The following is a 12,301-nucleotide window of genomic DNA, read 5'->3' as shown; positions in this document are numbered from 1 at the left end:
CCGGGGGTGAGGCTCGGTTACCCCGTCTTCGGAGCGGCAACAGTGGATGGATGGGTGACGGCGACGTGGGGGCGTCGGCCGCGACGCGGGTCCGCGCGGTGGGTTCGCCGCACGGGAAAGGCTCGAGCCACCGTCGATCGGTCGATCATGGGTCCTGCCCGCCCCCGATGCTCGGGAACGGGCAGGACTGTGCCGAGACGTCAGGAGAGCTGGTAGACCGTCGTCCCTCCGATGGTCGTGGCCGTGTAGTTGGCGGCGACCCACTCGGAGATCTCCGAGTTGCCGCCCGGACCACCGCCGCTGTCACCGAGGTAGTAGGCGATCTCGCCGTCCTCGACGTAGGCGATGAACTGCTCGAGCGTGGGGGCCGGATCCCCGCTCCATCCACCGATCGCCATGACCGAGGTGCCAGTGGCGATCTCGATTCCGGCGGCGGATTGCGACCCGTTGGTCGCGGCCGCCCATGTTGTGGTGGTTGCTTTCAGCGCGGCAACGAGTTCGGCGTTCGACGCGGTGTCGCCACCCGGGCCGCCTGTCATCCCGCCGCCGCCTTGCGTGGCGGTGGGCGGGTTTCCCTGCTGGTCCGGACGGGCGCCGGCCTGCTGGGCGCCAGGCTGTCCGCCGTCTGCGCGACCCCTGGGGGCACTGCCCATGCCACCGCCGGGGCCACCCATGCCGCCGCCGTCCATCGAGGTCGACACCGCGGTCGGGATCGAGCCGCTGTGCGGGGTCGCCGCGGTTGCGATCGAGAACGCTGCCGTTCCGCCGAATCCGGCGAGCGAACCCGCGATGAGTGCCACGGCGACCGCACGTCGCCAACCGCGTGCTGCACCGATGAGGAGGGTCAGCACCGAGATCGAGGCGACCACGCCGATCAGCCATCGATACCAGGTCGGGCCGAAGTCGTTGCGGTTCAACAGCACGATCGACCACGCCGCCGCCCCACCGACCATCGCCGCCAGGGCGATCCTGGCCGACCAGCGAGTGCGTCGACGCCACGCGAGCACGCCGCCGAGTCCGATGACCGCGCCGATTGCCGGCGCCAGTGCCACCGTGTAGTAGGGGTGGATCGTCCCGCTCATGAAGGAGAAGATCATCCCGGTGACCAGCAGCCAGCCGCCCCACGAGAGCACGGCCGCGGATTCGGTGCGTGTCACGGGCTGGTCGACGCGGAAGACCGGGAAGCTGCACACCACCAGGTAGCCGGCGAAGAACAGCGCGACGAGTGCGGTCGGAAGCAACCAGGAGATCTCGTTGCCCATCTCGGAACCGAAGAGTCGGTCCAGCCCGGTGGACCCACCGAAGGACCCGCCGGCTTGACCGCCGCCGCCTCCGCCGCCCCCGGAGTCACCGCTGATGCGGCCCACGCCGTTGTAGCCGAAGACGAGGTCCATGAACGTGTTGTCCGTCGAACCACCGATGTAGGGCCGTGCCGATTCGGGCACGATCATGGTGACCACCGGGAACCACAACGCAGAGACGATCAATGCGGCGGTCGCACCGACGAGGTGCGCGATCCGCTTGAGCCATCCGGTCTTCGCGAACCGCAGGTAGGCGAGCCCGAAGAACGGCAGGATCAGCAGGCCCTGCAGCATCTTGGTGAGGAAGGCGAATCCCAGGGCGATCCCGACCACGGCGAGCCACCGACCCGAGTTGGCGGCGACAGCCCGGGTCAACGCATAGGCCGCGGCGACCATCAGCAACACCAGCAATGCGTCCGGGTTGTTGAAACGGAACATCAGCGCGGCCGCGGGGGTGAACGCCAGCACGGCGCCGGCGATCAGGCCGGCCGCGGTACCCGATCGCGGGTCGCGGATCGTCCGACGCATCGTCGCGTACAGGAGCCCGACCGCGGCCACGCCCATCAGCGCCTGGGGCGCGAGAACGGCCCATGAGTTCATCCCGAAGATGCGGACGCTGAGTCCGGTCACCCACAGTGAGGCCGGCGGCTTGTCGACGGTGATGAAGTTCGATGCGTCGAGTGCACCGAAGAACCACGCCGTCCAACTCTGTGATCCGGCCTGCGCCGCAGCGGCGTAGAAGGTGTTGGCGTACCCGCTCGCAGACAGGTTCCACAGGTAGAGCACGGCGGTGGCGGCCAGGAGTCCGACGAGGCCGAGCCGTCCCCACCGTGGCCGAGCGACGACGCGTCGTCGGTGCGCCGGGGCGGCGCGATCGGACGGCGATGGCGCCGACGGTGTGTCCAGTACTGCGGTCATGGATCCTCCTCAGATCGTTCCTGTCCCAGAGTCGACGCCTCTGCCACCGTCAGCCTGGAAACCGGCTGGCAAGTTGATGTGAGCGACGGTGATCCCCGAGGGGGTGTAGCTAGTCACGACGGAAAGCGGCGACTGCCGATCTCTCGTTCAGCCGACCATGACGCGTAATGCGATGCGGCAGAGATGGTCCAGTGGGGCTGGCGCCGCTCGCCGCGGTAGCCTGAGACGCATGGCTGTGGATGCAACGGTGCCCGTGGTGGCGATCGGTCTTGTCGGTGGTTTCGCGGTCGCGCGGTACAGCGGCCGGCGCGAACTCGGCGGCGTGGTTCTCGGCACGGCCGGTGCCTGGTGCACCCGCCGGTGGGCGCTGAACAAGGGGCCCGCGGTCGCGGGCGGCCTGCTGGCCGGTTACCTGGCAGCGTTCGGCGGATCGCACCCCCTGGCGAAGAAGATCGGCGCGTGGCCGTCGGTGGCGGCCGTGACGGTTGCCGCGGCAGGGGTCACCGCCGCCGCCACCCGCTGAGTGGCGCGCCCCGGCAATACCGGCCGGACGCGCATCGTCGGCACTACCATCACCACCCATGACCGCGGGATATGGGCGTGCACGGCAGAACGAGATCTACACGGCCGGTGTGCATCGGCGAAAGCCGCGCATACCAACGGATTTCGCCGAACTGGAGCGTCGAGCCAAGCGCGCGATGTCGGCGCGTGCCCGGGCCTACATAGTCGGGGGCGCCGGCGAGGGTCGCACCATGGCGGCCAACCGCGCCGCGCTGGACCGGTGGGCGATCGTGCCGCGCATCCTGCGGGATGTATCCCAGCGGAATCTGAGCATCGACCTGTTCGGCCGGCGGTTACCTGCGCCGGTGTTGTTCGCGCCGGTCGGCGCCGGTTCGCTGGCCGCGCCCGACGCCGACGCCCTCATCGGACGGGCCGCCGCGGAACTCGGTGTTCCGTATATCTTTTCGAATCAGGCGAGCGTCTCGATGGAGGACGTCGCCGCGGCGATGGACGAGGTGAGCAGCGGCGCGCCACGCTGGTTCCAGCTGTACTGGTCCACCGACGACGATCTCGTCGACAGTCTGCTGGACCGTGCCGCGGCGATCCGCGCCGAGGCAGTCGTCGTCACCCTGGACACGACGATGCTGGGATGGCGGCCGCGGGACCTGAACCTGGGCTCGCTTCCCTTCGCGCGTGGCGAGGGGATCGCCCAGTACACCGCCGACCGCAGGTTCGTCGACATCGTCGCCGACCGGTTACGCGCCGCGACCGACGAACGTCCGGAGATCTCCCTCGGGGCGATCGCGACCCTCGTCTCGATCACCCGCAACGCACCGGGCCGGTTCCTGCAGAACCTGCGCTCGCCGCAGCCGCGGGCCGCGGTGCAGACGTTCCTCGACATCTACTCGCGACCGTCGCTGAACTGGGACGACCTCGCCGGCCTACGCGACCGCACCGCGCTGCCGATCGTGCTGAAAGGTGTCCTGCATCCCGACGACGCGCGCCGCGCGGTCGACGCCGGGGTGGACGGCATCATCGTCTCGAACCACGGCGGTCGGCAGGTCGACGGCGCGATCAGCACGATCGACGCCCTCGACACCATCGCGCCGGTGGTCGACGGCCGGATCAAGGTCCTCATCGACTCCGGGATCTACACCGGTTCCGATGTGTTCAAGGCGCTCGCCCTCGGCGCCGACGCCGCCTGCATCGGCCGACCGCACATGTACGGACTCGCGCTCGCCGGCGCCGACGGTGCCCGGGACGCGGTCGCCGACATCATCGCCGAACTGGACCTCACCCTCGGGTTGTCCGGCCACACCGACGTCGCCGACCTCGGCCGCGAGGCGCTACGACGGCTGCCTTCTTGACGCTCCCTGAGGTGCGAGCGAAGCGAGCCACGGAGGGTCTCGTGAGGTACCTCACCAGGCCCTTCGTGGCTCGTCGCTTGCGCTCCTCACACCTCAGGGGGCAGTAAGAGGTCCACCTCAGGGAGCAGGATGCGCTCAGACCAGCGGGCGGCCGGTGCGCATGCGCCACCGGACGTCGGCGAGCAGCACGTTGAACGGGAACGCACGGACCCACTTCGGGGCCCGCGTGATGATGGCTCGCAGGACCGCGTTGTGCTTGTCGAAGTACAGCTCCTGCCACGGCGAGAGCTGCACGCGCATCTTGCGGCGGAAGTTCTCCGGCAGGAAGCCGATGGCCATGATCTCGAGGTGCCAGCCGAGCAACCGGGAGACGACCGGGCCGAGGAATTCTCCGCGGGCGATCGACATCAGGTATTCGCGGATGGTGTCGTCGATCTCGAGGGTCTCGACCGTGTCGTTCCAGTAGGTCTCGAAGTCCGCGCGCGTGGCGGGCCACATCTCGCGGGGGACCTGGAGGGTCGTGCCGAGAACCGCGCCGGCCTGGTATCGCTCGTCGGTCACCTCGGTGACCCCGCCGAAGATCCGGTGGACGTCCTCGGTGCCGCGGTAGAGACAGGCGGCGACCCAGAGCTGCAGCTTCGGATCGAAGGCGTTGTACTTCACCGGGCTGTCGGGGGTCGAACGAACCTGCGCATGGGCCTTGCCGATGGCCTTGCGGTAGGCCTTTCGGTCCTTGGCGCTACCGAGTCCGGCGACGGCGAGGTAGCTCAGCGTCGTGCGACCGCGCTTCATCGGATGCTTGAACAGGTTGCCCGAGTCGACGCGGCTCTCGTACACGCCGTAACCGACCGCGGGGAGGCTGAGCTGCATGATCACGTTCGCCGCGCCCGCGATCACGCCGATGCCGAGCGGATCGAGGTCGCTGGTGGGCAGGGCGTCGAGCTCGGCCCGGCTCATCCGGGCGGTGGAGGGGAGGAACTCGGTGTCCGGCCGCTCGGCGGTGAGGAACTCCTGCACCTCGGCCGTCACGTCCGTCGACGCCTGTGGTGACAGGGCCGAACTTCCACTGGTGATAGGCTCCGTTGCCATCGAACACCCCTCCTGCTCGAAATCTGGAAACGACTGTTTCCCGTTTTATGACACACCTAACTTACCGGGGTGTCAAGATAGGAACCATGGGACGAGCACCATCGACTCCGGACGGCCGATCCGCCGCGGCGTCGGACTCGGCCGGCACGCTGCGGGCCTACGGTGGCGAGGGTGGCGACACCCGCGTCGCGCGTCGCCGCACAGCGCTGATCGATGCCGGTCTGGACCTGCTCGGCGCCGGTGACGTGGGCGCGGTGACGGTACGCGGGGTGTGTCGGCGCGCCGGACTCACCGCCCGGTATTTCTACGAGAGCTTCGAATCGGTCGATCAGCTCGTCGGGGTCATGTACGACGAGGTCATCGAGGAGATCGCGCAGGCCAGCCTCGCCGCGTTCTCCGAGGGCTCGAGCATGCGTGCGAAGGTCGCCGGAGCGGTGGCGGCGATCGTCGATGTCATCGACGCGGACCGTCGGAAGGGTCGGCTGCTGTTCTCGCAGGCGCTGCTGAGTCCGGTCATCGCGGCCAAGCGGATGGAGTCGACCACGCTTTTCGCGGGCCTCACCCTGCAGAGCACGTCGGCGATCCTCGACGTGCACGTCGGCCCGTCCGCTGCCGTCGGTGTCGCGCACTATCAGGTCGGTGGCCTCAGTCGACTGCTGGCCGCCTGGCTCGAGGGCGACGTCGAACTGAGCAAGGCCGACGTGGTCGATCTGAGCATCGCGTTGCTGGTCTCGCCCGCCGAGATGCTGGAGAAGAGTTTGTCGCGCCGTACCGGCGATGCGGAGTAGTTCTGCGTGTGGGGATATGTTTGATGCCATGAGTGGCGGAACCGGCGAAGCAGACCTCCGTCCGGCAACGCAACCACTGGGCGGCTGGCGCGACTACGGTGAGCCCGAACTCCCGGTCCCGTTGGCGGCAGCGCTGTCCGCTTTCGCCGAGCAGGGTTACCACGGCACCTCGGTCCGGGAGATCGCGGCGCGCGCCAATCTGTCGGTGCCGGGTCTCTATCACCACTACCCGTCGAAGCAGTCGCTGCTGCAGGGGCTGCTCGAACGGACCATGACCGACCTGCTCGCGCGGTCGGAGGCGGCGATCCTCGAGGCCGGTCCCGAGCCGATCCGGCAGTTCGACGCCGTCGTCGAGTCGCTGCTGCGATTCCACATGTACCGCCGGGAACAGGCTTTCGTCGGTTCCACCGAGATCCGCAGTCTCGACGACACCTACCGGCCGACCTACATCGGACACCGGGACCGGCAACAGCGGATGGTCGACGAGATCGTCTTCGCGGGCGTCGAGGCGGGCGAATTCACCACCGAGTACCCGAAAGACGCGGCGCGTGCCGTGGCCACCATGTGCGTCGGGGTGTCCACCTGGTTCAAGCTTGACGGCCTGTTGGGTCCGGACGAACTGATCGCGCGCAATCTCCAGTTGGCCCGGGCGCTGGTCGGCTACCGACCGGACTGAGGGCGCTGGGCCGACACCGTCGTCGATCGAGCTTGACCCGGCGCGTATGGCCTGGCAAGGTATGGGACGCCGAGCGAGCGATCGGTCGGCGTTCGGGGAGCCCCACCTGCCCACGCGTTAAGGAGTCACCATGCCCATAGACCTGCGTCACGACGATGACGTGCTCGATGTGGTCGCGAAAACCGAGACCTTCGTCCGCGACTACGTCCTGCCCATCGAGGACGAGGCGGCCGGTGACATCACGGCGGCCGGTGGAGACGACATCCGTCGCGAGATGAACGCGAAGGCCAAAGACGCCGGGATCTTCGGGCCGCATGCGCCGGTCGAGTTCGGCGGCCTGGGTCTGAACATGTGCGACCGCGCCCCGGTGTTCGAGGCGTCAGGGTACTCGACCTTCGGTCCGATCGCCCTGCACATCGGAGCGCCGGACGAAGGCAATGTGCACATGCTCGCGCACATCGCGAGCGAGGAGCAGCGGCAGAAGTATCTCGCGCCGCTCGCCGCGGGCGATGTGCGTTCGGCCTTCGCGATGACCGAACCCGCACCCGGTGCCGGCTCTGATCCGAATGCCCTTCGCACTGAGGCCGTGCGGGTGGACGGTGGCTGGAAGATCAACGGCGAGAAGCACTTCATCACCGGTGCCGAAGGCGCGGGCTTCTTCATCATCATGGCGCGGACCTCGGGTGCGCCCGGCGACCGCGGCGGGGCGACAATGTTCCTCGCGCCCGCCGACACTCCCGGACTGGCCGTCGGCCGGCACATCAACACCATCGACAAGGCGATGATCGGCGGTCACTGTGAGGTGAGCTTCACCGACGTCTTCGTGCCCGACGAGGACATCCTCGGCGAGGTGAACGAGGGTTACCGGTACGCGCAGGTCCGGCTCGGGCCTGCCCGCATGACCCACGTGATGCGGTGGCTCGGTTCGGCAAAGCGCTGCCAGGACGTCGCCGTCGATTATGTGGCGCGCCGTGAGGGATTCGGCGGGCGTCTGGGAGACCTGGGCATGATCCAGCAGCTGGTCGCCGACAACGAGATCGACCTGGCCGCGACCCGTGCGCTGCTGCTCAAGGCATGTCACGAGCTCGATCTGGGCAACCACGCCTCCGACGAGACGTCCATCGCCAAGACTTTTGCCGCCGAGGCATATTCGCGAGTCGCCGATCGCAGCATCCAGATGTGCGGCGGACTCGGTGTCTCTGCCGACCTGCCCCTGGCGCGTCTGTCGCAGGAGCTCCGGCCGTTCCGCATCTACGACGGCCCGTCCGAGGTCCACCGGTGGGCGATCGCCCGTCGCGCCGTCGGGCGCGCGAAGAAGGCCCAGCAGGCGCTGGAGGCCAAGGCATCGGCGGATGCCCGATGACCGCCGTGGACGCTGCGCTGGACCGGGACCGACTGCGCCGGTTGCTGATCGACAACGGGGTCGAACCGGCGGGTGAACTCTCGATCGACCTCATCAGCGGCGGCAAGTCCAATCTCACGTATACGGTCACCGACGGTGTGACCACCTGGGTGGCTCGCCGTCCACCGACCGGTGGACTCACGCCGTCTGCGCACGACATGGGGCGCGAGTGGGCGGTCACCAGCGCGCTGCAGTCGACGTCGGTGCCGGTTGCACGCACGGTGGCGTTCGATGCCGACGGTTCGACGATCGGCGCGCCGTGCACCGTCGTGGAATTCGTCGACGGCCGTGTCGTCCGGACCGCTGACGATCTGGATGCGTACTCCGACGACGAGGTCGCCCGCAATCTCGATGCACTCGTGCAGACCCTCGCCGACCTGCACGCCGTGGACTACCGCGAGGTCGGTCTCGGAGAGTTCGGGCGCCCGGCCGGTTTCGCCGCGCGTCAGGTGAAATTGTGGGCCCGCCAGTGGGGACACGTGAAGACACGTGAGCTCCCCGATGTCGAGCGACTCGTTGATGCGCTCACCGACCGCGTACCGGAACAGGCACGAGAGTCCGTGGTGCACGGCGACTTCCGGATCGACAACACGATCGTGGACGCCGACGACCCGTCCCGCATCGCGGCGGTCGTCGACTGGGAGATGTCGACCCTCGGCGACCCGCTGACCGACGTCGCGCTGATGTGCGCGTACCGAATCGGCGCCTTCGATCAGGTCCTCGGGTTCTCCGCGGCCTGGACCAGCGACCGGTACGCATCGGTGGATGAGATCGCTCAGAAATACTCCACGGCAACCGGTTCTGATCTCGGTGACTGGGATTTCTACCTCGGTTTGGCCAATCTGAAGCTCGGCGTGATCGCCGAGGGCATCACCTACCGCGCGCTCTCGGGTGCATCGTCGGGGGACGGCGCCGAGAAGGCGGGCGAGTCCACGGCGACGTTCATCGCCGAGGGATTGCGCCACATCGGCTGATCGAGCCATGACGTCGTCAGAACACATCGCGCGGGTCCGCGCAGTCGAGGGGGTAACCGCATGAGCGAGTCGAGCACGAACCGGTCCGCGCTGGTGACCGGGGCGTCGAGGGGGATCGGTGCGGCCATCGCCGACCGGTTCGCCGCCGACGGCTGGGACCTCACCATCAGTGCCCGTGGCCGAGAGGCGTTGGAGAAGAAGGCTGCCGAGCTTCTCGAACGCGGCGCCGGGCGGGTCGAGGTCGTGCCCGCGGACATGACCGACGCGGAGTCGATCAGCGCACTGGGTGCAGCCCACGCGACGGCGTTCGGGCGGTTCGACGCGTTGATCATCAATGCCGGCATGGGGTCGAAAGGCATGATCGCGGACCTCCCGGTCAAGCGGTTCGACCGCCTCTACGAGGTCAACGTCCGTGCCCCGTATGTGCTGCTGCAGTCGGCGCTGCCTGCGCTGCGTGCGACCGCACAGGCTCATGGGAGCGCGAAAGTCATTGCGGTGGCGTCGATCACGGGCGTCTACCCGGAGCCGGAACTGTCCGCCTACGGCGCGACCAAGGCGGCGCTCATCTCGTTGTGCGAGACGTTCAACCTGGAAGAGTCGCGCCGAGGTGTCAGCGCCACGACGATCGCACCGGGCTATGTCAACACCGACATGACCGACTGGCTCAAGGATCGCATTCCCGCCGAGGAGATGATCACGGCCGGTGACATCGCGGTGATCGCCCACTCGATCACCCAACTGTCGCGGTTCGCGGTGCTCCCGAATGTCGTCATCACCCGCCCCGGAGAGAACCTGCACCGGGCGTAGGTCAGCGGAACGTCGCGATCCCGCCGTCGCGGTCCGACAGGTGACCGTGCTCGTTGAACGACACCACCGAGACGCCGCTGCGGCCGACGATCAGTTTGCTGATCGAGGCGTTGACCATCGTGCGGGCCATCGCCGGCCAGGTGGCGTCGGGGATACCCCATAGTTGGGCGATCCACTGGGTGATGGTGCCTGCCGAGGACACCACGAGCACCGTCTGACCCGATCCGGCGAGTTCGGTGGCACGCGCGGCGGCATCGGAGACCCGGGCCTTGAACTGGGGGTAGCTCTCGGCGGGACCGCCGTCGAGGGCGGGCGCTGCGTCGTGCTCGCCGGCCGCGATCCACGCCGCGAGCCCCTTGTCGAGCTGTTCCTGGTAGCTGCGGCCGTCGCGGTACATCTCGGGCGTGGCCTCACCGACCAGCGCGGGCAGCGAGTATTCGTTCCAGCCGGGGTCGACGTGTGGCTGGGGTCGGTCGGTGTCGAACGCTCCGAGCACGCCGCTCAGCGTCTGTTGCTGTCTCGGGAGGTCGCCGCTGGCGGCTGCGGTGAAGGCGTCGATCTGTCCGGCGAGGAATCCACCGGACAGGGCGGCCTGCGTCGCCCCTGCCGTGGTGAGACCACCCGGACCGTTGCTGAGGTCATCGGTGGCGTCGGCGATGCCGTAGGCCAATGCGTTCGCCTGACCATGACGAACCAGATAGATCACACCCATTCCTGCACCCTATGTCGGCTTCGATGAGTTCGAGGCGCCGGGCCGGTCAGTATCCCTGACCCCCCGACATGTCTGGAGTGCGCCTGTGACGCCGATGCTGTTCGTCAACCTGCCCGTCGTGGACGTTGCGCGGTCGCGCCGATTCTTCGGCACGCTCGGGTTTCACTTCGACGAGATCTTCTGCGACGCGGGGAGTGCCTGCATGATGATCAACGACTCGGCGATGGTCGTGCTCATGCAGCGACGACGATTCGCGGGGTACGCGGCGGGGACCGTCGCCGATCCGGCGGCCGGTCGCGAGTCGTTGTTGGCGATCTCCGCGGACAGTCGAGCACACGCCGACCGGCTCGCCGATGCGGCGCTCGGGTGCGGCGGCAGTGCACTCCGGGCGGCGGAAGATCTGGGCTTCATGTACTGCCGTAGCTTCTGTGACCCGGATGGTCATGCCTGGGAGGTCGTCTGGATGGACCCGTCGCAGATCCCGCAGACCGCCGTCGACTGACCGCACGACCCTCGGGCCGGGGTCAGTGCCAGGGGCTCGCCGTGGAACGTGCCGGTGCGTCGTACGGAGTCGCCGGGAGCCCGAAGCGCGCGAAGTCGGCTTCCATGTCGGCACTGAAGAAGGCGACGACATGGCTGACCTTCTGCGTGGCGGCGTCGACCTCGAGCACCTGGAGCTGGAACGGACGGTGGACGCCGTCGGGTTCGCGCATGTACAACCCGTACGCGGGCTGTCCGTTGGCGGTGGTGGGCAACAGGATCTGATCGCCGGCCTTCTCGGCCGGGCAATTGCGGCGGATGAGGGTTCCGATGTTCTCCGCGCCCTGGTACCAGCCGGTGAAGGGCGGCATCTCCCAGATCGCCTTGTCGGTGAACAGTTCGACCATGGCGTCGACGTCGTAGCGCTCGAAGGCCGACACATAGCGGGCCAGGAGTTCGCGCTTTGCATCGTCGTCGAGTGTCGTCGCGGCGCCGTTTCCGGTCGAATCCTGTTGCGGCCGTGCGGTCTTGACCTGCTCACGAGCCCGCTGCAGCAGGCTGTTCACGGTGGCGGTCGTGACACCGATGGTGTCGGCGACCTCGGCGGCGCGCCACTGCAGCACGTCGCGCAGGATGAGGACCGCGCGTTGCCGCTCGGGCAGATGCTGCAGTGCGGCGATGAACGCGAGTCGGACCGATTCGCGGGCGCCGACCACATATGCGGGGTCCGCGTCGTCGCCGGGCGCGATCTCGTCGGTGGTGCCGGCGTACGGCTCGAGCCAGGGCACCTCGTGGTTCTGCAACAGGTCGTCCGTGGGGTCGAAGGCGTCGCCGCCGAGGCCGGAGGGAAGTGGCCGCCGCTGCGAACTCTGTAGAGCCGTCAAGCACGTGTTGGTCGCGATCTTGTGCAGCCAGGTGCGCACGGATGCCCGATGGTCGAACTTCGCGTAGCCGCGCCATGCTCGGAGGAAGGTCTCCTGGGCGAGGTCCTCGGCGTCGTGATGGGAGCCGGTCATCCGGTAGCAGTGCGCAATGATCTCGCGCCGGAACGGCTCGCTGACCTCGAGGAACTCGGCGTCGGTCACGGCGCCGGACTCAGCCGCGGGAGTGGTTGTGGTCATGCTCACAATCTACCGGGGTGCACCGACAGGCTCGACCCGAGTGGCCAAGCCGACCACGGTCCGCTTCTCCTCGGTCCGCAGGTCGGACCACCGGACGCCGAACGGGTTCGAATCAGGGTGAGTGCAACCCCTGTCCGTGCCGCGCCACGGGCCTATTCTCGCCGG

At 68.2% G+C, this 12,301-nt stretch carries 12 protein-coding genes; 8 read left to right on the top strand and 4 right to left on the bottom strand.

What is annotated here, in order from left to right:
* Window positions 1-200: 200 nt before the first annotated feature.
* Complete coding sequence (locus tag MHN80_RS13985; protein ID WP_239402342.1) at window positions 201-2,219, bottom strand: glycosyltransferase family 39 protein; 2,019 nt, start codon at window positions 2,217-2,219, stop codon at window positions 201-203.
* 229 nt (window positions 2,220-2,448) lie between these two features.
* Here MHN80_RS13985 and MHN80_RS13980 point away from each other — a divergent pair, with 229 nt between their 5' ends.
* Together MHN80_RS13980 and MHN80_RS13975 are read left to right on the top strand one after the other, a co-directional pair.
* The gene (locus tag MHN80_RS13980; RefSeq protein WP_180819344.1) at window positions 2,449-2,742 is read left to right on the top strand and encodes a hypothetical protein; all 294 of its coding nucleotides are present in this window, start codon (window positions 2,449-2,451) and stop codon (window positions 2,740-2,742) included.
* Window positions 2,743-2,800: 58 nt separating this feature from the next.
* Complete coding sequence (locus MHN80_RS13975) at window positions 2,801-4,087, top strand: alpha-hydroxy-acid oxidizing protein (protein ID WP_239402341.1); 1,287 nt, start codon at window positions 2,801-2,803, stop codon at window positions 4,085-4,087.
* A gap of 135 nt (window positions 4,088-4,222) precedes the next feature.
* On the opposite strand, the gene MHN80_RS13970 is transcribed toward MHN80_RS13975, so the two are convergent.
* Window positions 4,223-5,176: an oxygenase MpaB family protein gene (locus MHN80_RS13970; RefSeq protein ID WP_004018988.1), complete on the bottom strand. Its 954-nt coding sequence runs from the start codon at window positions 5,174-5,176 to the stop codon at window positions 4,223-4,225.
* Window positions 5,177-5,262: 86 nt separating this feature from the next.
* Here MHN80_RS13970 and MHN80_RS13965 point away from each other — a divergent pair, with 86 nt between their 5' ends.
* From MHN80_RS13965 to MHN80_RS13945, 5 genes are all read left to right on the top strand, one after another.
* Window positions 5,263-5,964 carry a TetR/AcrR family transcriptional regulator gene (locus tag MHN80_RS13965; protein WP_004018987.1) on the top strand — a complete coding sequence of 234 codons (702 nt, stop codon included), beginning with the start codon at window positions 5,263-5,265 and terminating at the stop codon, window positions 5,962-5,964.
* A gap of 28 nt (window positions 5,965-5,992) precedes the next feature.
* A complete protein-coding gene (locus MHN80_RS13960; protein WP_004018986.1) occupies window positions 5,993-6,640 on the top strand; it encodes a TetR/AcrR family transcriptional regulator in 648 nt (215 codons plus the stop codon).
* Window positions 6,641-6,770: 130 nt separating this feature from the next.
* Window positions 6,771-8,003, top strand: a complete 1,233-nt coding sequence (locus MHN80_RS13955; protein ID WP_239402340.1) for an acyl-CoA dehydrogenase family protein — start codon at window positions 6,771-6,773, stop codon at window positions 8,001-8,003.
* On the top strand, window positions 8,000-9,016 hold the full coding sequence (locus tag MHN80_RS13950) for a phosphotransferase family protein (RefSeq protein ID WP_239402339.1): 1,017 nt from the start codon (window positions 8,000-8,002) through the stop codon (window positions 9,014-9,016). Before MHN80_RS13955 ends, MHN80_RS13950 begins: the two co-directional genes overlap by 4 nt.
* Before the next feature lie 60 nt (window positions 9,017-9,076).
* On the top strand, window positions 9,077-9,823 hold the full coding sequence (locus MHN80_RS13945) for an SDR family oxidoreductase (RefSeq protein WP_239402338.1): 747 nt from the start codon (window positions 9,077-9,079) through the stop codon (window positions 9,821-9,823).
* Between the two features lies 1 nt (window position 9,824).
* Here MHN80_RS13945 and MHN80_RS13940 read toward each other — a convergent pair whose 3' ends face one another.
* Window positions 9,825-10,535: a histidine phosphatase family protein gene (locus tag MHN80_RS13940; RefSeq protein ID WP_239402337.1), complete on the bottom strand. Its 711-nt coding sequence runs from the start codon at window positions 10,533-10,535 to the stop codon at window positions 9,825-9,827.
* Window positions 10,536-10,620: 85 nt separating this feature from the next.
* On the opposite strand from MHN80_RS13940, the gene MHN80_RS13935 reads away from it, so the two are divergent.
* The gene (locus tag MHN80_RS13935; protein WP_064570487.1) at window positions 10,621-11,037 is read left to right on the top strand and encodes a VOC family protein; all 417 of its coding nucleotides are present in this window, start codon (window positions 10,621-10,623) and stop codon (window positions 11,035-11,037) included.
* Window positions 11,038-11,059: 22 nt separating this feature from the next.
* On the opposite strand, the gene MHN80_RS13930 is transcribed toward MHN80_RS13935, so the two are convergent.
* Window positions 11,060-12,136 (bottom strand): sigma-70 family RNA polymerase sigma factor, encoded by a 1,077-nt coding sequence (locus tag MHN80_RS13930; protein WP_239402336.1) that lies wholly within the window; start codon window positions 12,134-12,136, stop codon window positions 11,060-11,062.
* Window positions 12,137-12,301: the final 165 nt, after the last annotated feature.

It is taken from the genome of Gordonia sp. McavH-238-E (assembly GCF_022348225.1).
GTDB lineage: Bacteria > Actinomycetota > Actinomycetes > Mycobacteriales > Mycobacteriaceae > Gordonia > Gordonia terrae.
This window is presented reverse-complemented; position numbering and strand designations above follow the sequence as displayed.